The organism is Culturomica massiliensis (assembly GCF_900091655.1).
Taxonomy (GTDB): domain Bacteria; phylum Bacteroidota; class Bacteroidia; order Bacteroidales; family Marinifilaceae; genus Culturomica; species Culturomica massiliensis.
Genome location: NZ_LT594621.1, coordinates 3,678,317 through 3,699,416 on the forward strand (window position 1 = coordinate 3,678,317; position 21,100 = coordinate 3,699,416).

The 21,100-nt window shown below is 41.1% G+C and carries 19 protein-coding genes and 1 pseudogene; 9 read left to right on the forward strand and 11 right to left on the reverse strand.

Annotation, left to right across the window (positions count from 1 at the left end):
* Positions 1-395: 395 nt before the first annotated feature.
* A complete protein-coding gene (locus BN8908_RS16295; protein WP_021989132.1) occupies positions 396-728 on the reverse strand; it encodes a hypothetical protein in 333 nt (110 codons plus the stop codon).
* Positions 729-1,671: 943 nt separating this feature from the next.
* On the opposite strand from BN8908_RS16295, the gene BN8908_RS16300 reads away from it, so the two are divergent.
* Positions 1,672-3,030, forward strand: a complete 1,359-nt coding sequence (locus BN8908_RS16300; RefSeq protein ID WP_068691677.1) for a DUF389 domain-containing protein — start codon at positions 1,672-1,674, stop codon at positions 3,028-3,030.
* Between the two features lie 128 nt (positions 3,031-3,158).
* Positions 3,159-3,704, forward strand: a complete 546-nt coding sequence (locus tag BN8908_RS16305; protein WP_068691679.1) for a DUF3332 domain-containing protein — start codon at positions 3,159-3,161, stop codon at positions 3,702-3,704.
* A 314-nt stretch (positions 3,705-4,018) separates the two neighbouring features.
* Here BN8908_RS16305 and BN8908_RS16310 read toward each other — a convergent pair whose 3' ends face one another.
* Both BN8908_RS16310 and BN8908_RS18640 read right to left on the reverse strand, forming a co-directional pair.
* A complete protein-coding gene (locus tag BN8908_RS16310) occupies positions 4,019-4,630 on the reverse strand; it encodes a response regulator (protein WP_021989129.1) in 612 nt (203 codons plus the stop codon).
* 191 nt (positions 4,631-4,821) lie between these two features.
* Positions 4,822-5,091: a hypothetical protein gene (locus BN8908_RS18640; protein WP_021989128.1), complete on the reverse strand. Its 270-nt coding sequence runs from the start codon at positions 5,089-5,091 to the stop codon at positions 4,822-4,824.
* A gap of 238 nt (positions 5,092-5,329) precedes the next feature.
* Between BN8908_RS18640 and BN8908_RS16320 the strand changes: the two genes are divergently transcribed.
* The 4 genes from BN8908_RS16320 (at position 5,330) to BN8908_RS16335 (ending at position 9,990) form a co-directional block, all read left to right on the forward strand.
* Positions 5,330-5,893, forward strand: coding sequence for an outer membrane beta-barrel protein (locus BN8908_RS16320; RefSeq protein WP_068691685.1), 564 nt, complete (start codon positions 5,330-5,332; stop codon positions 5,891-5,893).
* Positions 5,894-6,014: 121 nt separating this feature from the next.
* Positions 6,015-7,010: a hypothetical protein gene (locus BN8908_RS16325; protein ID WP_068691687.1), complete on the forward strand. Its 996-nt coding sequence runs from the start codon at positions 6,015-6,017 to the stop codon at positions 7,008-7,010.
* 22 nt (positions 7,011-7,032) lie between these two features.
* Positions 7,033-7,617, forward strand: coding sequence for a Yip1 family protein (locus BN8908_RS16330; protein ID WP_021989125.1), 585 nt, complete (start codon positions 7,033-7,035; stop codon positions 7,615-7,617).
* Between the two features lie 162 nt (positions 7,618-7,779).
* Positions 7,780-9,990 (forward strand): carboxypeptidase-like regulatory domain-containing protein, encoded by a 2,211-nt coding sequence (locus tag BN8908_RS16335; RefSeq protein WP_068691689.1) that lies wholly within the window; start codon positions 7,780-7,782, stop codon positions 9,988-9,990.
* 51 nt (positions 9,991-10,041) lie between these two features.
* On the opposite strand, the gene BN8908_RS16340 is transcribed toward BN8908_RS16335, so the two are convergent.
* From BN8908_RS16340 to BN8908_RS16380, 8 genes are all read right to left on the reverse strand, one after another.
* Positions 10,042-10,833: a CDGSH iron-sulfur domain-containing protein gene (locus BN8908_RS16340; RefSeq protein WP_068691691.1), complete on the reverse strand. Its 792-nt coding sequence runs from the start codon at positions 10,831-10,833 to the stop codon at positions 10,042-10,044.
* A 163-nt stretch (positions 10,834-10,996) separates the two neighbouring features.
* The gene (locus tag BN8908_RS16345) at positions 10,997-11,764 is read right to left on the reverse strand and encodes a TPM domain-containing protein (protein ID WP_068691693.1); all 768 of its coding nucleotides are present in this window, start codon (positions 11,762-11,764) and stop codon (positions 10,997-10,999) included.
* A 69-nt stretch (positions 11,765-11,833) separates the two neighbouring features.
* On the reverse strand, positions 11,834-12,271 hold the full coding sequence (locus tag BN8908_RS16350) for a TPM domain-containing protein (RefSeq protein ID WP_021989121.1): 438 nt from the start codon (positions 12,269-12,271) through the stop codon (positions 11,834-11,836).
* Positions 12,272-12,556: 285 nt separating this feature from the next.
* Entirely contained in the window at positions 12,557-13,147 is a 591-nt protein-coding gene (locus tag BN8908_RS16355) for a LemA family protein (protein ID WP_021989120.1), read from the reverse strand.
* A 295-nt stretch (positions 13,148-13,442) separates the two neighbouring features.
* Complete coding sequence (locus BN8908_RS16360; RefSeq protein WP_068691695.1) at positions 13,443-14,765, reverse strand: MATE family efflux transporter; 1,323 nt, start codon at positions 14,763-14,765, stop codon at positions 13,443-13,445.
* A gap of 315 nt (positions 14,766-15,080) precedes the next feature.
* Entirely contained in the window at positions 15,081-16,031 is a 951-nt protein-coding gene (locus BN8908_RS16370) for a calcium/sodium antiporter (RefSeq protein ID WP_068691699.1), read from the reverse strand.
* A gap of 93 nt (positions 16,032-16,124) precedes the next feature.
* Entirely contained in the window at positions 16,125-17,051 is a 927-nt protein-coding gene (locus BN8908_RS16375; RefSeq protein WP_068691701.1) for a DUF3137 domain-containing protein, read from the reverse strand.
* Positions 17,052-17,169: 118 nt separating this feature from the next.
* Positions 17,170-17,721, reverse strand: coding sequence for a LemA family protein (locus BN8908_RS16380; protein ID WP_068691703.1), 552 nt, complete (start codon positions 17,719-17,721; stop codon positions 17,170-17,172).
* A gap of 86 nt (positions 17,722-17,807) precedes the next feature.
* Between BN8908_RS16380 and BN8908_RS16385 the strand changes: the two genes are divergently transcribed.
* The 3 genes and pseudogenes from BN8908_RS16385 to BN8908_RS16395 all read left to right on the forward strand — a co-directional run bounded on the left by BN8908_RS16385 (position 17,808) and on the right by BN8908_RS16395 (position 21,015).
* A complete protein-coding gene (locus tag BN8908_RS16385) occupies positions 17,808-18,416 on the forward strand; it encodes a LysE family translocator (RefSeq protein ID WP_068691705.1) in 609 nt (202 codons plus the stop codon).
* Positions 18,417-18,478: 62 nt separating this feature from the next.
* Positions 18,479-18,922, forward strand: a pseudogene (locus BN8908_RS16390) (lipocalin family protein); the annotation flags it as partial.
* Between the two features lie 218 nt (positions 18,923-19,140).
* Complete coding sequence (locus BN8908_RS16395) at positions 19,141-21,015, forward strand: methylmalonyl-CoA mutase family protein (RefSeq protein ID WP_021989113.1); 1,875 nt, start codon at positions 19,141-19,143, stop codon at positions 21,013-21,015.
* The last annotated feature ends 85 nt before the right edge of the window (positions 21,016-21,100 follow it).

The window sequence follows — 21,100 nt, forward strand, 5'->3', positions numbered from 1 at the left end:
ATAAAAAAAAGAAAAAATATTCTTTTGATCATCTAAATGATGTTGAGGTAAAAATCTGACGTATTTTACAAATATATATATATTTATTTGATAGAACAAAAAGCGATATTTGGTTTTGGAGAGAATATTCTTTTTTGTTTTTAGCCGGATTAGGTTACGACACCGAATTTGCCTGCTAATATCCGGAGAATCGAATTACAGGGATTAAAAAATAAGGAAAAAAGTAATAAATGAATATAAATTGCTGCTTTATATTTTTATCGGTTCGGCGATAAACAGATCGGTATGGATATCCTCCTTTGTAATGCCTTTTAACTCCGGTGTTTCTGTGGCCTGTTTTACCTTTAGTTTTAAAAGGGAGAGAGGGATTGTCCTTGCGGTCCTTACCTATAGAATTAAAAATTGAAAAACAAGACAAAAAATGCCAATCCTGTTATACTTATCGCTATGCTTAATGACGCTATGTTTAATATATTTTTTTTGATATCGATTATCATATCGGTAAGGATTGGGATGACGGACAAAACCAATAGAACAAATGCCATCTTTTTTAAAAATAGATAATAATCTTCCTTTATTCCTGCCGATTCCCAGGGAGCTATGCAACAAATAACAATGGCCGATGTAAAAACTATCAAATCTCTGAAAATACGATAACGCATTGTTTGTGCTATAGGAGAAGGCCCCCAGAAGAAGCCTCCCCATTTATTTAAATAATTTATTTTCATAACTTAGTTTTATAAGTAGTGATTGTCAATCCTATTTTGCTGTTTTCATGCAATTGTTATAATCCTTTTCTGCCTCATCAATCGAAATGTAGGCTACAACGCCTGCTGCGACTGTTCCTAATCCACCTGTAAGAATACCCAGGTCCACTGATTGCAAGATTTCTAACTATTCTTAAGGCAGCTTTATTAAATGCATCGAGACACTCTTGTTTTGTCGCTCTTGTATTTACTGTTATTTCCTTAATTCTTGTTTTGATATAATAGCCATACGATATACTTTTCGCAAGAAAAGTTTTTTGTTCTTTGGTTAAACTATTATCAGACGCTATTTTCTCTAAAAAACGGGTATATCCTGATCGTTTATGTAAGTATAATGTTTTTGACTTATGATATAGTCCATTCTGTTTATTACAAATCTAAAAAAGTAATCTTCCAAAAGCAAAAATGATGTCACTTTTTTGATATAATTTAACTAAAAATTGGAAGCTTAGAAGTGAGTAAGTTATCTAAAAAGGTATATCATTCTTATCTTGTTTATATAGATTTTGTTTAATATTTTATTGAAAATCAGTATGTTGTCATGGTTTTTGTTAGACGTATTGACGTGTGATCGGTTTATAATGAAATTATTACGATTGGGAGCAGATATTTTAAGCCGGCTTGATCAACGTGTAAAGAAAAAACTTAAAGACAAAAAATCAATATATCCGTTTTTCCGATAATATATCCGGAAGAATATCCGGGTTATTTTCCGGGGTGAGTTTTATTTTTTCGGGGTTTCCGGGTGATAGATATAATGATCTGTTATTCAATCGAATAATGTTGGTGTAAAATAAAAATGACGAATATTAGGTTGTGGACCTTCACCTATGTTTTTGTTTTCTTGTTTTATAGCCGGAAAAATCAGTAAATTTGCGTTTCGATATTTAAATTGAAAGTTCGTATGAAATTCTCGGAGTTATTTACCCAATTTAAAGATTATTTGAAAGGAATCCTTGATCCTTCCGGGGATCGCGAAGGTGAGGCTCAAACGGTGGAAAATATTTGCAGTGGAATTAACTTCAAAGGCAGTAATCTTTGGGTATTGATCTTTGCTATCTTTATCGCTTCTTTGGGGTTGAATGTGAATTCAACGGCCGTTATTATCGGTGCGATGTTGATATCTCCTTTGATGGGGCCGATCATGGGCATCGGTTTAGGGCTTGGAATTAATGATTTCGAGTTGATAAAAAAGGCATTCCGTAATTTAGCCATTGCTACGGTGTTCGGAATTCTGACATCTACGTTCTATTTTTTGATTTCTCCTTTAAACGAGGCCCGTTCCGAGTTACTGGCGCGAACGACTCCGACGATTTATGACGTTTTGATCGCTTTTTTCGGCGGGATGGCTGGTATTGTCGCTTCGAGTACGCGTTTAAAAGGGAATGTGATTCCCGGTGTAGCTATTGCTACGGCTTTAATGCCTCCCTTGTGTACGGCCGGATTCGGTCTTGCCAGCGGGAATTTCTCTTATTTTTTCGGTGCGTTTTATCTGTATGTGATCAATTCGGTTTTCATTGCTTTTGCTACGACATTGGGTGTAAAACTGATGCATTTTTCCAAAAAGTCGTTTGTCGATAAAGTGCGGGAAAAAAAGGTGCAGCAACTGGTTTATACGATTCTTTTCCTGACCGTGGTGCCGAGTGTTTATATTACATATAATATGGTGCGTACCAATATTTTTGAAACCAATGCGAACCGGTTTATCACCAACGAGATCAATTTCCCGAATACATTCGTCGTCAACAAGCATATACAGGCGGAAGCTCCGGAACGTAGCATATCCGTTTCGTTGATCGGAAAAAAAGTATCGGAAGAATCAATTGTGATGTTGCGTCAGAAAATGGAGCAATATGGATTGAAAAACGTTGCGCTGTCGATTTCTCAGGGACTTGGGGAAGATGAAAAAGAAGACGGATTGAATAGCCTTGTCCTACAGGATTTTTATCGTTTAAACCGGGAGAAAATGGTTAGTCAGGAAGCGGAGATCAGCTTGTTGAAAGCCCGCCTGACCAATTATACGGTTTATGATTCAGCGACCGTGGAGCTTGGACCGGAATTGAAGATTTTGTTTCCTTATGTAAAATCGATCGCTTTGTCCCGTATGGTACGTATAAATGTCGAATTACAGACAAACGATACTTTGAATGTAGCTTTTTTGTCTTATCAAAAGCCTCCTTCAGAGGATGATGAAGAGCGTTTTAAAACCTGGTTGGAAACCCGTTTGAAAACAAAACGTATAAAAGTGATAGAAGAAAAATAAGTAAAAGGAGATATAGGCCTTGATGTATTCTCTTTTTTTTCTATTTTTTTTAACTTTGCATAACAGAAGTATAATAGGGATTAAAATTTCTTAGGAACAATACTATAAATCTTTTAAATTTATCTATCATGAAAAAATTATTAACCAAATTTACTGTTGTTGTATTAATTGCTTGTACTGCAATTTTGATGTCAGGATGTTACGGATCGTTTTCACTTACTTCAAAGTTGCATCGTTGGAACGGTCAGGTTTCTAACAGCAAGTTTGTAAATGAATTGGTATTTTTCGGTTTGTGTATTCTGCCGGCCTATGAATTGTGCTGTTTGGGAGATGCATTGATTTTTAACTCTATCGAATTTTGGGGTGGTAACAATCCGGTAGCAATGGGAGCTGATGAAGTAGAAGAAATGGATGTGTTGCACGAAGGACAGATGTATAAGATGATTAAGAAACAAAATCAGTTGACGATTGCTTCGACGGACGGACAGGAAGCTGTGGATTTTCGTTATTTCCCGAAAGAAAAAGCGTGGTATCTGATGGACGGTGAGAATAAAACAAAAGTAGTGGAAATGCGTGATAAGAGTGTTTTCACTTATTTGCCGAACGACAAAACCCTGGTGTTCGATCAGACAACAGCAAATTTAATCGAGCAGGAAGTTATGGCTGCCAGATAATTTGTTTTTAGAAATACAGGAATCCGGATTTCATTGTGAGATCCGGATTTTTTATAGCAATAAAATGTCACTTTTACTTCATGATTTTGTCACAATGACGTGACAACGAATGTATATTTTTGAAACTGAAAAGAAATGATGTCTTTTTCGGGTGTAAATCTGAATTTTATCGATCGGTGAAGTGAAATTTCTGATTTTGATTTCCGGTTTGATTTAAAGAGACATTGATTTTCAGTTTTTGACGTTCGTTTTTTTCATAAGTTTTGGTTAGACAGGTTAAGTTCCCACCGTGATGGTCCGGGGACTTTTTTTATTTAAATCAGCTTTTCCGTAATAGCCAGTTTGACCATGGCCGCGGTGTTTTTAACTCCTAGTTTTAATAGTAGATTTTTACGGTAGCTGTTAATCGTTTCAACACCTAAAAATAACTTTGAAGCGATCTCTTTATTTGTGTAGCCTTCTACGACGAGTTTTAGCAACTCGGTCTCCCGCAATGTCAGAAAAAGTTTGTTGTTGTTATGTGCTTGTAAAACATTGTCGGCTTCTTCGCTGAAATAAGAGTTTCCGTTATATACTTCCCGTATGCCTTCAATAATTTCTTCCGGTAAGGCATTTTTTAATAAATACCCGTTTGCTCCGTTTTGGAGCATTTTTTGCATATAGAAATATTCTTTAAAGCCGGTAAGAGCAATTATCCGGACAAAGGGATAAAATCCCCGTATATATCGACATAAGTCCATACCGTTGATATCCGGCAGATTGATGTCTAGTAATATGATGTCCGGTGTCGTTTTTTGCAATAATTCTTTGCAGTCTTTACCACAGAGGGCCGTCCCTATGGTACGGATATCCGGACAGCTATCGATTAATTTTTTGATACCGTCGGTTACAATAGGATGGTCGTCGACTACGATTACTTTTATCATAATTGTTTTTTGTTTTTAATTCGGTTTTTAAAGTGCACTGTCGAAACGGGACTGGGGCCAGTAAGTATTTCCGATATAAGCCAGGGGTGTGTTGGCCTGGGGGGATTGTTTACATCCCGTGCTATTTTGATCCTATTCTGGCAGCAATAAACGGATGAATCGTATTGTCCCATGTCATGTGTATATGGCGCTCAACAGGCATTGCAATTGTCCCTTTGTTTCCTGCTTTCCACATTCCTGTGCCCATTCACTCCTCCGACGGGTAAAATCATAGGCTTTTTGTGCATTTTGTATAGATATTTTCGTCCCCATCGTTCACAGAGAATGGCTTTTTCTGCCGTTCCGATTGACGGCTTGTAAAGACATTGTTCCAGTGAAGCCGGAGTTACTTCTGCCGGCAGGGTAAAACTTCCCATATACATAAGTGCAACAACCCAAAGGATTCTGTTTTGTATTTTCATAGGGATATGCTTTTTTATTAATACAAATATATAATTTTTAAGAAAAACATGACACCCCCATTTTGGGGGGTATTTGTTAATTATCAGTAGAATACCCCATTTTGGGGGTATTTTGGTGTATTCGTTTGTTTTATTTTTGTTGTAGTTCATTAATATGATAAAACAAAATTTAACTAACGACAGAATTGCGATCGCCGAAAAGCAAATAGAGTAGGCATTATTACTAAAATCAATCACCATGAAAACAACAATTATGAAAAGTTTCGTTTTGACGTTGGCTATTGCATTGTCCGGAATGTATGTACAGGCTCAGGAAAAGGGAGATGTGTCTGCCGGATTACGTCTGAATTTGGGGACCAGTCCTGCTGCCGGCTTGAGTTCGCAGTTCGGGGTGGGATTGGATTTCAATTGGAGTATTACGGATGCCATCCGTTTATCTCCGGAATTCAATTTCTTTTTTCCCAAAAAAGTAGCAGAGGCATTGGGTGCAGAGTTGAAATGGAATACCTGGGATTTCAGTATCAACGGGCAATATCTTTTCAAACTTGGGGATGTTGTGTTATATCCTCAATTCGGTCTTACGATACAGGGTGCGTCAGTCAAATGGGATGGTGCAGACGAATGGGAGGAGTATGGAGGAGGTGCTGCAAAGTCGAGTGAAACTAAATTCGGTATCAATTTCGGAGCCGGTGTCGAATATCGGCTTTCAGAAGCCATTTCTCTTGATTTCCGGGCAAAATACAATGTGGTAAGCAACTGGTCACGGGCTGTGATTGGTGTCGGTGCTGCTTATCATTTCTAAGGGCATATTCCTTGATGGGTGCCTGTCTTTTATAAGGCGGGCATTACATTATGCTGATTATCATTGTTTTTTTGCCGGATACGGGATTTTTCGATTGTCCGGAAATTAATACAGATAAGTTATGAAGGCTAATAGATTTTTTATTTTGAACGTATTTGTTCTATTGACATATGTTCTTCTTGTTGTTCTTAGTTGCAGTGATAAGGATGATGGTCCGGACCGGAATCCTATCGAGAAAGAGTATTTCAGTATCAAAGAGGCGGAGTATGTCGGAAATGATTTCCCTCAGGCAACAGGAAGTATTGCTTTGGATCGGGTAAATATGAACAGAAATGTGCTGGCCGGAGGGTCTTCGGTTGTAACTTTAGTATCTGAAAGGCAGATTACGGAGGTTTATGTCGGTGTGGTAGGAACCGCAGGCTATTATCGTTATGTGCCCGGAACGGTCCGGGCCGATGAAGCCACGATATATCCGCTCGTGTTGTTGATCAGTCAGAGTCTGGGTCATTCTTTTACGATCCGGATTGCTGCGCGTATGGCAGACGGAGAAATCACAGAAATATTTACTTCGGAAATCGGATACATACGTGCCGGAACGGGAGCTTTGCAAATCAGTCTTTCCTTTGATAATGAGAAAGATGTGGATCTGTATGTCGTACAACCTGACGGAGAGGTTATCTATTACTATAACGAAGGAGGTTATGATTATGAATTGGATTCCCTGCTTTGGGGGCTGGATATCGATTCGAATGCCGGTTGCGTTATCGATGGGATTAATAATGAAAATGTGTTTTATCCTGCCGAGTATGTACAGTCTGGTAAGTATGAAGTATGGGTGAATATGTATTCCAATTGCAGACCCGAGATTGCGACCAATTGGGTGATTACAACAATTTATAAAAATGATCTGATCAGGGTAACTTACGGTCAAAATCCGGCCGCAGGAGTCTTCCCTGCCGGAACAGAGAGTAATCCGATCGGCGGGGAGTTGACGGGTGCGCTCAAAGTCATGGAGTTTACTGTAAGTGGCGGATCTCGTGCTGTGATTACCCGGACGGCAGTACGCCCTCCTTTGTCTGCTTCGGCGAAGAAGAAGATGGAGGCTGTTCGTAATTGATGAATTCTTAAAAAAAAATATGATGAATCTTATAGAAAGAACGAAGAGCATTCTGATTTCTCCAAAAGAGGAATGGAGTAAAATCGGGCAGGAGAACGATACTCCGGTGAAATTGCTTACGACTTATCTGTTGTGGCTTGCTATCTTACCGGCTGCGGCTGCTTTTATCGGTTACGGATTGATCGGTTTCCGGATTCCTTTGGTGGGGCATATCGCCTCTTTGGAGTGGGGCATACGGATGGCGCTTTTGCAGTATGTTTCGGTTATAGGGGGTGTCTTTCTGACGGCTTTTGTTTTTGACATGTTGGCTTCGTATTTCGGGGCAGAGAAAAGTTTTAACAAAGCTTTTCAGTTGGCGACCTATTGCTATGCGGCTGTTTGTGTCGGCGGTATTTTTTACATTTACTGGAGTCTTAGTTTCCTGGCAGGAATAGCTGGTTTGTATGCATTGTATATTCTCTATTGCGGATTAAAGCCAATGATGAAGGTGCCTGAAGAGAAAACGACAAATTATTTTGTAGCTGCTTTAATTACAATGGTTGTCGTTGCAGTTGTCCTGAGTGTCGTTTTGACGGCGATCATGGGCGTGCGTCCTTACATGTATTGACTCCGGGAGGAAGGCTTTACCGACGGTTTTTATTTTAAGGACAAAACAATCCTATTGCTGATAATTCGACGGATGAGGGACGGGCGAAAAACCGGAGGGTGGAGTTTATAAAGAAGTGACCTGTATTTTGATCTGAAACTTATAATTCTAAAACATACGATCATGAAAAAAAATGTTTCTTTTTGGTTATTTGCCTTGTCGACAATGATACTGGCTGTCGTGTGGGCTTGTTCGGACGATGGGAAGAAGGGAGAGGTTCCTCCCGGCCCGGATCCGGAGGTTCCTGATGTCGTTATGAAAAATGCGACGGTTTATGGACTCGTTAAGGATATCGACGGAGTGCTTTTGTCGGGGGTGAAGGTAACGACAGGAACTCTCTCGGCTATTACGGATGCAAATGGTGCTTTCCGTTTTGAAAGCATGGGAACCGTTAACAACCGTACCCTATTTCGTTTTGAGAAAGCCGGGTATTTTACGGTGACCCGTTCGGGGACGAGTAGTGAAGAAATCACGTTGGAGGTCGTGATGCATGAGAAAGGAAACAGTGATATCAGCACGAGTGCGACATTTGAAGCAAATTCGGGGCGGCTGCTTACTGTCGGGGATATGAAAGTGGATATTCCTGCTGCTAAAGTCGTGAAGAGTGACGGTACGGCTTATACGGGGACTGTAAATGCGGATATGCTTTACCTGGACCCGAATAACGAGACATTTAATGAAATGATGCCCGGGGGTGATTTGGCGGCAGTCCGTACGGATAATAGTGAAGTACAACTGGTGTCGTGGGGAATGGTGGAAGTTTCTCTTACCGATGGAAGCGGCAATGCTTTACAATTGAAAGAGGACGGGACTTCGGTGATGACTTTCCCTATCCCTGAAGGAATGGAAAGCAATCCGCCTGAAACGATTCCGTTGTGGTATTTCAATGAAGAGACCGGAATGTGGGTGGAAGAAGGGGTAGCCCGTCTGGAAGGAAATGTATACGTCGGCGAAGTAAATCATTTTTCGTGGCACAACCTGGATTGGCCGGAGGACCGGGTGACAGTGAAGGGAACGGTTACCAATTGCAATGGGCCGGTCCAGAATATAAAAGTAACGGTAGATCAAACCTATGCCTACACAAATAGCCGGGGGGAATATGAAGTATATATTCCGGCCAACACGTCGGTAACGGTCCGGATACTTTCCGAAGATTACGGATTGCTGCCGGGTGTCGCTCACGAGTTACCGGGACAGGCCGGGGGAACGACGGTAACCCGTAATCTGGAATTGCAATGTCCGAGGTCTGTCACGGGGAAGATCGTCAATTCCTGTGGAGAAATACCTGTTGCTTTTATTAATTGTGAATACGATCATGAGGGGAGGACCTGTACGATGATGCCGGTAAAGACAGACCGGGGAGGGTGCTTCAAACTGAATGCACCGAATATCAACGGTTCAGTTGTTTTACGTTTTACATTGAGTACCGGTACTACTTTTATACGGAATGTAACTCTTCTTACCGGTACTGATATCACTTTACCGGATATCGAAGTCTGTGAGGAAGGCGGAGGTGAAGAAAATACGATGCTTATCCTAAAGGAAGAAGGGGAGAGTGTAAGGGTAAACTTTGCTCCCGAGAATATTCAAATGATGTGGTCGGATACCGTGTTGATGGTGGTGTGTTCAGAAAGTGATGATGAATCTTGCCTGCTTACGATCAATGGCTTTAATGGGAATAATGGGAGTTATAGAGGTAACATAACAATAGCGAAAGGCACCTTTGTTTTACAAGCAGAGGGAATCACAGTCGACGTTGTGCTACAAACAGATGGAAAATATGCTTTCGATGTGAGCGGTACGGGAGAATATATGGAGGTGAACGGTTCGTCTTATACGGAAGGAACGGCGCAAATATTTGGTAAAATTGTCGCGTCTTTGTCTTTACGTATCGAAGTCCTGCGGGATGTCGAAAATTGGGAGGATACACAATTGGGAGAGGATTTCCCTGAATTGTTTACGCCGGTTGATGCATTGGTCCGGTTTTCCGGACAAACTTTGCAAACGACGACGGCTTTGGGGTATATTAACCGGCCCTTATCGGATTATACTGAGGTAAAGTCGCGCCTTGCGGATGCCGGCTTTTCTATCAGAGTAAACGAGGTGCAGGAGGAAGGTTGTTATGCTATTGTTTATCAGAAAGGGAATACTGTTGTGATCGTGGGATATGATCCGAACGGAGATGAGGTAGACGGATGGGATGAAGAAAGATTTACCCTGCTGATATATGTCGGTACTGTGGATGAGACTACTGCTGTGACAGATATTCATAATTCGTATAGAACTTTACATAGCAAAATACAAAAAGCCATTCAAGCTTGTAAACAGAAATAATAGACAAAGGAAGAGGCTGCTACAAAGCAGCCTCTTTTTGAGGTTTATAACTCAATGATGTAAGTCTTGGTTTGTATGAGTCTCGGATTTATTCTTTGTGTTTTTCAGGGGTTTTAATCCGTCTTTAAAGTGTATGGTTGCGTGAGTTCCATCGCAATAGGGTTTGTTTGTGGAGGCCCCGCAGCGGCAAAGGGTAACCCGGTTCCGGATTTCATAGGCGTTGCATTCACAGTCTTCAATCGGAATGCCTCCTTTCACCCATAGCGGTCCGCTGCACTCTTCCTGAGGGTCTTCTATCAGGCTTAAAGAAGGCTTTAGAGACGGTTCCAGAAACCGGTCTTCTTTTTTATTCTTGATTTTCAATCTGCCGGAGGGACAATGGAAAGTTTCCCGGACACAAAGATCATAGGACTCTTTTTGGTCTGAATTGTTGATTTGTTCCCATACCGTACCTTTGGCCATACAGAAACGGGCGTGTACACAATAATCCGGATTATCGGATAGTTCCAGATATTGGCTGTCATAGGTTTCTGCCGAATCGAGCAAAGGTGTCCGGTCGGCAGTCAGACGGGGATCCCAGTCTGCTTGGGTATGCGCGCCGTCACAATAGGGTTTTGTCCGGGAATGTCCGCAACGACAGAGGGCTACAGGTTCTGCCTCCGTATTATACGTTTCTCCCGGGTGGTATTCCCAGGCTTCACCATCGGCATTAGGAACGATAAATTCCTGCTGTAGCCGGGGATGGCCGTATACGAAGTAGGGACCTTTGGTGTCGATAATTATCGAATAGTCTTTTCCCAGTATCGGAGTTCCTGGTTCGATAGATGGATTTTCTTTTTCCATGGGGTGTTTGCTTTTAATTGTTTGCCGGTTAAAAGTTTACCCTGTATTATACTTTATTTTGAAGGAAAAGTTTTGTCGGGAGAAGGGAAAGAAAATAGCGTTAAAGAAGTTTTGCTTGCTTTAACGCTATCTTTTGTTTTGTGTTTTTATCGTTCGGGATAAATTACCAGCTTCCACTGGCGCCTCCACCCCCGAAACTTCCTCCTCCAAACCCACCGAATCCGCCGAAACTTCCTCCGCTGCTGTGCTGTCCGCTTCCGAGGCCGCCCCAGAAAATAAAGGGGCCTCCACTGTTTCCGCTACCGGTATAATTCCCGTCTCCGTGGTTGTGGTTTCCGCCTTTGCGTCCCAATAACGGAAGGATAATGAAAAGAATTATAAACGGGATGATAAACCATGTCCAATTTTCGTCATCGCCGCTTTTCTCTGCTTTGTATTCTCCGGTTGCCAGTCCGATCAGTTTGTCTACGGCTTTATTTATACCGTTGTAATACCTGCCTTTTTGAAATTCCGGAATAATATCATTGCGTATAATCCGGGAGGCGACAGCATCCGGAACAACCCCTTCCAGACCGTATCCTACGGCAATGGCTACTTCTCCTTTTTCTCTCCTGGTTTTGGGTTTAACCAAAACGAGGATGCCGTTGTCTTTTCCTTTTTGGCCGATGCCCCATTTTTCTGCCAGTCGTTGCGCATAGTCTCCCGGTGCATACCCATGTATATCCGGTACGGTTACTACAGCAATCTGGGTAGAGGAAGTATCATTGAAATGACGGAGTTTCGTCTCCAGAGCAGATTGTTGTTCCGGAGTAAACATTGCTGTAAAATCGTTGACGATCCGCCGCGGATACATCGGTTCCGGAAAATCCTGTGCCCTTCCGTTAAATGATAGAATAAGGATAAACAGTAACGATAGAAAATATTTAGTCATAGGTTATAAATTACAGATGATCCGGTTTTAGATCGTAAATTTTAATGCACTTTATACAGAATTCGTTATCTATTCTTTAAACGATAAATCGTCCGGTAGTTCATTGATGTCGTCTTTTTGGTAAGGGAAATAGGTTTTCAGTTGTTTCCCGGCTTCTTTTACGGCTTCACAGACACCTTCACAAATCTGTCCGCTTTTGAATTTTTCGACCATACGGTTTTTTATGTCATCCCAAAAATTTCCACTTACTTTGGCATTGATGCCCGCATCTCCGAGGATGGCCATTTTTTTGTCTTTCAGAGCGATGAATATGAGTACACCGTTGCGTTGTGCCGTTTCATGCATTTTCAGTTTTTCAAAAACCTCGACGGCATTATCCAATGGATTTGTCTGACAATGATTCTGAAAGTGAATCCGGATTTCTCCGGAGGTACACTTCTCAGCTTCCTGAATCGCTGCTACCATTGCATCCTTCTGGGCTTGTGTAAAATATTTTTCGGGCGACATGTTTAATTCTGTTTTTGTCTATGGCTTTACCCGGGATTTAATAGGTCCTGGTAAAAAACTATTCAGTCTTTAACCATGGATTATCCGTTTTTCAGGCCTGGCCTTTTTTAAAAGTTGTTTTCCACCTGGTTTTAATTGTAGATTTTAGATTGTAAATTGTTTGACTACCTGATTCGTCATCAGATTTATTTAATCTAAAATCGTAAATCTACAATTTTTTAGGTTCGGGCTATGGGTATAATCTAAAATCGTAAATCGTAAATCTACAATTTTAATAAGTCCGGTTTAAAATTCTACTTTCGGGGCTTGTTCGGCACCTTCATTTGCTTCGAAATATGGTTTGGGCGTAAATCCGAACATACCGGCTATGATATTTTTAGGAAATTGGCGGATATCGGCGTTATAATTTCTAACCGATTCGTTGAATTTCCGTCTTTCGACTGCTATCCGGTTTTCAGTTCCCTCCAGTTGTGCTTGCAGTTCCATAAAGTTTTGATTGGCTTTCAAATCAGGATAGCTTTCGGAAATAGCCATTAATCTGGAAAGGGCAGAAGACAATTCTCCCTGGGTACGGTTTAGTTTTTGCAAAGTTGCTTCATCCAATTGGTCGAAATTGATCTGTGTTTTGGTTGCCTGTGCCCGGGCATTTACGACATCGATCAATGTTTGTTCTTCATGGGAGGCATAACCTTTTACGGTATTTACCAAATTCGGTATCAAATCGATGCGTCTCTGGTATTGGTTTTCTACATTTGACCATTGAGCAGATACGGCTTCACTCATTTTCACCATGCCGTTATATGTTCCTTTAAACCAAAAGAAGATAGCCAATATGGCTACGATAATTACAATCAATACAATATATCCTTTTTTCATCTTGAATAATGTTAGTTTATAGTACAAATATCGTTTTTTTTATGACAATACCCATGTGGACGGAAGATATATTTTGCCACTATACGTTAAAACATTTGAACGTCTGTCGGGTTTACGATGTTTTACGGACTTTAAAGCACATATACATTTTAGATTTACGATTTACGATTATGCCCATAGCCCGAGCTTAAAAAATTGTAGATTTACGATTTTAGATTTACGATTAAATAAATCTGATGACGAATCAGGTAGTCAAACAATTTACAATCTAAAATTTACAATTAAAACCTACTATTTATTTTAAAATGCGTTTATTTTCCCATTTTCCTTTTTGGAGGTACAGTAAAGACAGTACAAATAATACAGTGACGTATACCTGTTCGGAGGTCCAGAATACGGCGAGTGGAATACCCGGGGTATTTGTTAATATAAACAGATAGACTAGATAGAGCATTATGTTTATCATTTGAAATACGAATGCTATTTTCGTGTTTCCGGTACCGATTACGGCATTGCAATAGGTATATGCTGGTACAGAGATAATAAATGTGGAAAGCATTACACAAAAGGGATAAAATGCCGTTTGAACAACTGCTCTGTCGTCGGTAAACAACTGTAAAAGGTCTTCTGAAAAAGCGAATGCTAACAGAATGAGCGGGATACCTGTTGTATAGGTCAACAGGATGCTACGGTGGCAAACAGGTATTACGTCTGAAGTCTGTTTTCCGCCGATAAGGTTACTGACCAGAGAAATTGTTGTCGTGGCAAATGAATTGACGATTACAAAGAATAACATGGAAATGCTTCTTACAATGTTTGCTGCTGCAAGTTCAGATTCTCCCAGATGTTCAATGGCAACAAAGAAGAGAAACCAGGGAGCAATACAAAAGAATGAGCGTACCATCGTCCACACAGATATACTGATGAGATGAAGTGATAACTTAAAATCAAAAATTGCACTTAATCCATATCGTTTGCCGTCAACCTGTTGTATATGCCGAATCAGAAACAGCAGTCCGATGAATTCTGCAAGTGATGTTCCGATTGCGGCTCCGCTGATTCCCAGGCGGGGAAATCCTCCGTTTCCGAAAATTAGCAGATAGTTGAACAGGATATTGCAGAGGATTATAATCACCGAATTGAGCGTAAGGATTTTGGTATGTGTCGTTCCGATGAAAAAAGCACGTATGGCCAATAGTGGGAAGGCAGCCAGGTAGTTATAATCCCGCCATTCGATGTATTGCAGCGTAGCCCGGTAAACGCTGTCCGACGTGATGGCGATCCGAAGCAAGGCAGGGGAAAATAGTTTGGATAATCCGAAAATAACAATGGCAAAAAGGGACAGAAGTAGTAATCCCTGATAAAATACCCGGCCGGTTTCCGTGTATTTTCGTTCTCCGTTCCTTCTGGCAATCACAACCTGTATGCCCAGGCTGAATCCCAGACCGAGCATATAAATAGCCGTATAGTACATTGTTGCGAGTGCTGATGCCCCTAAGGCTGTCGGACTGACATGTCCCAGAAAAACAGAATCGGTAAAATTGATCAATTGTTCCATAAGCAGGCTTACCATTATGGGCAGGTTGATAAGCCATATTTGTTTGTATGTATAGTTCATGATTTGACTTCATTGGGTATGACTCTCAGGCATTACCGGTTGTAATGCTGTGAATCGGAATTGAAATGTAATTGAAAAACTCTGTGAATGAAGGGTACGGAAATAACGGCCGAAGATCAATTCCCCGGCCCTCCCGAAGCATTTAAGCTATATACAGAGTTGCCATTTCATAAGTCGGACAATAAAATGAACTGCTTTCGGCAAGCAAAGGTAATTATTTTCTGTCAGGTTGATTGCAAAGGAATATTTAATTGTAGACAGCGTGAATTTGTAATTGTTCCGGTTGATCGGACGTCATTCTTCGTAGTATCGATATTAGTATATCAACAGGATCATATATCCGATATAGAAGATTAAAAAAATAATACCCTCCCACCTTTCTATTTTCCGGCCTTTTCCTGTAAAAATGAATGTAAACAAAAGCAAGGTTGCCAGCAAATTGACGAATATGTCTGTGAGGTTGTCCAAAGACATGGATACGGGTGTTATTACGCCGGATATTCCGAGGATCAGAAATGTATTGAAAATATTTGATCCGACGACATTTCCGATTGCCAGATCGACGTTTTTCTTTTTGGCTGCAATCAGGGACGTTGCCAGTTCCGGCAGGGAAGTGCCGATCGATAAAATTGTAATGGCGATGATACGTTGGGAAACGCCGAGGTCCTCGGCGATGTGTACGGCTCCGCTCACCAAAAGGCGTCCGCCGAGGATGAGTCCGGTAAGGCCAAGCAGGATAAAGACGATGGATTTCGGTAATGAATACGGTTTTATTTTAATTTCTTCAGCTTCTCCTTTCCTGGCCAGGATGAATGTGTAGGTGATAAAGAAAACGAAAAAACAGAGCAATATAATTCCTTCTATGCGGCTGATTACATATGGAGTGGGGGTAGGCCAATGGTTGTTGCCGAACATGATCAGCAGTAAAAATGCAGCAAATACGGCCAGGGGTACCTCAATCCATGTGGTTGCTTTTTTTATGGCTATGGGATAAATGGTTGCCGTGACCCCAAGAATACATAGAATATTGAAAATGTTACTTCCCAAGACATTACCTAGTGCCAGTTCTGATTTCCCTTCCAGGGAAGAGATGACATTGACGACTAATTCCGGCGCGGATGTGCCGAAGGCAACAATTGTCAGGCCGATGACGATATTGGGTATTTTTAGCCGGAAAGCCAATGCGGACCCTCCGTCGACTAAAAGATTGGCTCCGTATATCAGAATGACAAAACCCAGTAACAGATAAAGAATGTTTAGTAGCATAATAAATTGTTAAAATTTATCCGGACAGAAAGATCAAGAAACCGGAGTATTTTCGTGTTGTTGATTGTACTTACGGACATTTCCCGTTTTTGTTTATTCCTTGCTCCATATCCTTAAATTCAGGTTCAGGTCGTCGATAATACCGATTAAAGCTGCAAGTGTATGGAATTCTTTTTCGATGGTTTGATTTTTCATGGTACGCCAGATGCCGGCTTCAAAATGATTGCAGGAGTCCGGAATGGCAATGATAACCTGGGAATTGAAAAAGCTGACGGTGATTTTACCCGGAAACTTCCGGTCCAGGGCCAATAATTTTTCCATCATGACAGGGGTCAGAATATAGCGGGCTTCAACTTGATCCGTTGAATAGACATCGAAGTTTTTTTCAAAATCCGGGTTTTCCAGTTTTACGCGGCGGCCTCCGGAATGTAGTTTGAACCATGAATTCCGGAAAACAATGGTTTGACCGTTGAAATTTTTGTGGAAATCAGCCATAAACAAGAATCCCCGGAAGATATCGACCCAATGTTCCGAGCGACGTCCTTTGGAATCGGTGGTGACTCTTTTTTCTTCGGCAATAACTTCTGCGCAATCGAAGGTAGTTTTATCGAGTTGTCCGGTGATCCTGTCTTCGGAACGGTATCGGTCGGGTGTTGCTGCAAATAATCCGGTTGCAGAAAATGTCGTCCGGGAAATACCGCTTTCCGGGAGATACTGGATATCTTTGCAAAGCGAGGTGAGGAGGACTGAGATAATGTTTTTCTTATAATAAGCAGATAATTCTGCAGATTGCGCATTGATATAGCTGAATACAACGAGAAGGGCGATAATGAAGGCAATCGTTGCCCCCAGCCATCCTCCTTCGGCGCATACCGATATAATGATGCCTATCAGGAAAAGAATCCCTCCGGCGATACTTCCTTTTTTACAGCCCTGTGCCTTTAATTTTTTTCTTTTTTCTTCCAGTTGCAGGATCGACGGTTCGATTCGGGAATATACAGAATTGAAATCTTGTACCATTACATTAGGTCCATTGGCTTATTTATAAAATTTTGCGTTGTATTTTATGTGATGTGCCCAAATACAAAGTTGTTATGCTATGAATATACCGGCTAGTTATACACGGAGTATTTGTTTTTCAGGATTGGAACAGATCTTTTATTTGGGGGTTTACTTTTTCTGCTTCCGGAAGAGTCAGAATCTCTTTGGTTTTAAAGCCGAACATATTGGCGATTATACTGGACGGGAAAGTCATGACAGCATTATTATAGTCGGTTACGCTGGCGTTGTATGTACGCCTTGAAGCGGACAGTTGCTCTTCTGTTTCATTCAATGTCCGTTGCAGGTGCATGAAATTTTCCGAAGCCCGTAGTTGCGGATAATTTTCTGCCAGCATGAAGAAATTCTTTTTCACTTCATTGAAATTCCGGTCGAATTCAGTTTTTTGCTGTTCTGAAAGTGAATCGTATGCTTGGTTGCGAAGGGCTGTAATTTTGGAAAAAGTACTTTCTTCGTATTTGGCGTATTGCTGTACTGTAGCTACCAGGTTCGGAATTAAATCGAATCTTTTTTTCAACATGGCATCGATGGAGCCGAATGCGTTTGCTGTTTCATTGCGTTTGCGTACAAGAGAGTTGTACATTACGATAAAAACGATGAGGATAATACCCAGAATCAGAAGTACAGACATGATTGAAATTATTTTTAGTGATGTACAAAAATAGTTTTTTAACTTATATAACTTAAATTTACCGTCGGAATTTTAAGCTTACCAGGATGAATTTAGGTGGATTTATCAGTGCTGCCGTATTGCTGACTCTCATGCCGGGTCCCGATATTTTATTCGTTATTACGCAGGGGGTTACCCGGGGACGGAAAGCTGCTGTCGTATTTGCGGCCGGTTTATGTACCGGGCTTCTTTTTCATATTGCTGCGGTTACTTTAGGGGTATCTGCTCTGGTTGCCGGTTCGGATATTGCTTTTACCGTATTTAAATTTGCCGGAGCTGCTTATTTGATTGGGTTGGGAGTAAAGGCCTTTTTCAATCGTAATCGGGTTGAATTGAGATTTGCAGAAGAAGGAAAGCACACGCTGCAATTATATAAACGGGGTATTTTGATGAATATTTTAAATCCGAAGGTAATTCTGTTTTTTTTGGCTTTTTTCCCTCAGTTTATAGATATTCGGCAAGGCGATCCGATTATACAGATGTTGGTGTTGGGGGGCGTATTTATTGTGCAGGCACTTGTCGTATTTTCTGCCGTCGCCGTGCTGGCAGATCGGTTATCCGCCGGATTTATGAAAAATCCGGGGGTCGCTTATTGGATGAATTGGGCTGAAGTCGTTATTTATACGGCAATCGGGATAAGTATCTTCTTTATTTGACTTAACTTCCTGCTTCCCGTTTCCGTAAACAGGATAAAAAATGGATTATGGGAATGGCGATAGATAAAAGTACGGTACGACATTTGGATTTGAATCGTTACATGGGAAAATGGTATGAAATTGCCCGTTTCGATCATCGTTTTGAGCGGAATATGGAGTGGGTGACTGCCGATTATACACTTCTGCCGGATGGGAAAATAGCTGTAGAGAACCGGGGATGGCGGAAGGGAAAGTGGCATACGGCAAAAGGGAAAGCCAAATTACCCGATCCGGAGGAGCCCGGTAAGCTGAAAGTCGCTTTTTTCCTGTCTTTGTATAGTGATTACTATGTATTGGAACTGGATGAGATCGATTATACTTATGCGATGATCGGAAGCTCTTCCGACAAATATTTATGGATATTGAGCCGTACGCCTAAAATACCGGCAGATACACTGACGATGCTGTTGACAAAGGCGTGTACACGCGGATATGATACCAACAAGATACTTTTCGTAAAGCAATAAGAAAAAGATTAATTCCGGATTTTCAATTGAATGAATTTGGGTGCGGGTTCATTTTATTGTCAATTCGAACATTTGTATTCTGCCATTTACGACCGGCGATGTGTTTCCCCAAACGTTTTAAATACGGAAAAAAGGCGTTAAATAATTTTTTTAATCCCCTAAAAGGCTTAAATTTGTTCGTTTTTTACAATAAACAGTTACAGTTAAATATATAAATTATGGCAGAAAAAGAAAATCAGAAGCTTTTCAGTGAATTTGCGCCAAACACAATGCAGGAGTGGGTGGACAAAGTTACTGTCGACCTAAAAGGGGCCGATTTTAATAAAAAGCTTGTATGGAGAACCAATGAAGGTTTTGATGTACAGCCGATGTATCGGTTAGAAAACATGAAAGACCTGAAAAATCTTGATTGCTTTCCGGGAGAATTCCCTTTCGTCAGAGGTAACAAGAAAGATAATAACGACTGGTATGTTCGTCAGGACATTAAAGTTGATAATATTGTTGAGGCAAATAAAAAAGCTTTGGATGTGCTGAACCGCGGTGTAAATTCTTTGGGATTTATATTCACCGGTTGTCGCGAATTCAGTAAGGCTGATATGGAGGCTTTGCTGAAGGATATTTGTCTGGAGTGTGTAGAAATCAATTTTGTCTGTGAATGTAAAAAATGTTCGGTAGTCGATGCTTTCAAGGCTGTTGTAGCGGAACGCGGTATCGCTCCGGAAAAAATACACGGAGGAATCAATATCGATCCGTTAACCAATCTGACATTGAAAGGAAAAATCTGTTGTGAGAATCCTTTCGGTGCTCCGAAAGAAAATACGGAGAAAATGTTGGATTTCAAAAATTTCAAAACAATTGAAGTCGGTGGATATGTATTCAATAACTCAGGTGCTTCTATCGTACAGGAGTTGGGGTTCAGTTTGGCTGCCGGAGTTGAATATCTGGATAAGCTGACGGATGCCGGGATGAGTATAAACGATGTAGCTCCTCATATCCGTTTCCATTTTGCTACAGGTTCCAAATATTTCATGGAGATTGCCAAGTTGCGTGCTGCCCGTTATTTGTGGGCTCATATCGTAAAGGCTTATAATCCTTCCTGTGATTGTGTCTGCAAGATGAACATCCATTCCGAGACTTCAGAGTGGAACAAGACGGTTTATGATCCGAATGTAAATATGTTGCGTACGCAAACAGAAGCTATGTCGGCTATTTTGGGCGGTGTAGATTCTTATCTGGTACATCCGTATGATTATATATATGAATGTGAACCTTCCGAATTGGGAGAACGTGTGGCTCGCAATCAACAGTTGTTGTTGAAAGAAGAGTCTCATTTTGCTAAAATTGCCGATGTGCCCGGCGGTTCATATTATATTGAAGAGTTGACCGAGAATATTGCCGAGGCTGCCTGGAAATTGTTTTTACAAGTGCAGGAAGAAGGCGGATATGTAGAAGCTTTCAAAAAAGGTTTTGTTCAGGCTGCTATAAAAGCAACGGCACAGGCCCGGGATTTGGCGATCGCTCAACGGAAAGAAAATTTTGTCGGTACGAATCAGTTCCCGAATTTCAATGAGAAGATTGAAAAGGCAATTTGTTCCTGCGTTCTCGAACCGGAGGATCATACAGCAGAAGGAGCTATGGTAGAGACGTTGAAGCCCTATCGCGGAGCGCAGGCTTTTGAAGCTTTGCGTTTGAAAACCGATATGTATGCCGCTAAAAACGGTCGTCCGGTTGTGTATATGTTTCCGATGGGTAATCTGGCAATGCGTAAGGCCCGTGCTCAATTTGCATGTAACTTTTTCGCTTGTGCCGGATTCCAGGTAATGGATAATAACGGTTTTAAAACTGTGGATGAAGGTGTAAAAGCCTGTCTGGAAAATAAGGCCGCTATTGTCGTATTGTGCGGTGCCGATGACGAATATGCAGGATTTGCTCCGGAAGTTTTAGAGAAACTGAAAGATAAGGCTGTTGTCGTAGTTGCCGGTAATCCGGAAAGCCGTCCCGAATTGGAGGCTAAAGGTCTTCTGAACTACATACACGTTAAGAACAATGTATTGGAAGAACTGAAAGCTTATCAGCAGAAAGTGGGAATTTAATTAATTTTAGATTTTAGATTTTGGATTTCGATGGAGGTGAAACGGCCTTGTAATCGTAAATCATAAATCGTAAATCATAAATCAA

Coding starts and splice junctions, on each gene's coding strand:
- BN8908_RS16295 (WP_021989132.1), bottom strand. CDS start 728: ATGAAAATAAATTATTTAAATAAATGGGGAGGCTTCTTCTGGGGGCCT.
- BN8908_RS16300 (WP_068691677.1), top strand. CDS start 1,672: ATGAAATTCTCGGAGTTATTTACCCAATTTAAAGATTATTTGAAAGGA.
- BN8908_RS16305 (WP_068691679.1), top strand. CDS start 3,159: ATGAAAAAATTATTAACCAAATTTACTGTTGTTGTATTAATTGCTTGT.
- BN8908_RS16310 (WP_021989129.1), bottom strand. CDS start 4,630: ATGATAAAAGTAATCGTAGTCGACGACCATCCTATTGTAACCGACGGT.
- BN8908_RS18640 (WP_021989128.1), bottom strand. CDS start 5,091: ATGAAAATACAAAACAGAATCCTTTGGGTTGTTGCACTTATGTATATG.
- BN8908_RS16320 (WP_068691685.1), top strand. CDS start 5,330: ATGAAAACAACAATTATGAAAAGTTTCGTTTTGACGTTGGCTATTGCA.
- BN8908_RS16325 (WP_068691687.1), top strand. CDS start 6,015: ATGAAGGCTAATAGATTTTTTATTTTGAACGTATTTGTTCTATTGACA.
- BN8908_RS16330 (WP_021989125.1), top strand. CDS start 7,033: ATGAATCTTATAGAAAGAACGAAGAGCATTCTGATTTCTCCAAAAGAG.
- BN8908_RS16335 (WP_068691689.1), top strand. CDS start 7,780: ATGAAAAAAAATGTTTCTTTTTGGTTATTTGCCTTGTCGACAATGATA.
- BN8908_RS16340 (WP_068691691.1), bottom strand. CDS start 10,833: ATGGAAAAAGAAAATCCATCTATCGAACCAGGAACTCCGATACTGGGA.
- BN8908_RS16345 (WP_068691693.1), bottom strand. CDS start 11,764: ATGACTAAATATTTTCTATCGTTACTGTTTATCCTTATTCTATCATTT.
- BN8908_RS16350 (WP_021989121.1), bottom strand. CDS start 12,271: ATGTCGCCCGAAAAATATTTTACACAAGCCCAGAAGGATGCAATGGTA.
- BN8908_RS16355 (WP_021989120.1), bottom strand. CDS start 13,147: ATGAAAAAAGGATATATTGTATTGATTGTAATTATCGTAGCCATATTG.
- BN8908_RS16360 (WP_068691695.1), bottom strand. CDS start 14,765: ATGAACTATACATACAAACAAATATGGCTTATCAACCTGCCCATAATG.
- BN8908_RS16370 (WP_068691699.1), bottom strand. CDS start 16,031: ATGCTACTAAACATTCTTTATCTGTTACTGGGTTTTGTCATTCTGATA.
- BN8908_RS16375 (WP_068691701.1), bottom strand. CDS start 17,051: ATGGTACAAGATTTCAATTCTGTATATTCCCGAATCGAACCGTCGATC.
- BN8908_RS16380 (WP_068691703.1), bottom strand. CDS start 17,721: ATGTCTGTACTTCTGATTCTGGGTATTATCCTCATCGTTTTTATCGTA.
- BN8908_RS16385 (WP_068691705.1), top strand. CDS start 17,808: ATGAATTTAGGTGGATTTATCAGTGCTGCCGTATTGCTGACTCTCATG.
- BN8908_RS16395 (WP_021989113.1), top strand. CDS start 19,141: ATGGCAGAAAAAGAAAATCAGAAGCTTTTCAGTGAATTTGCGCCAAAC.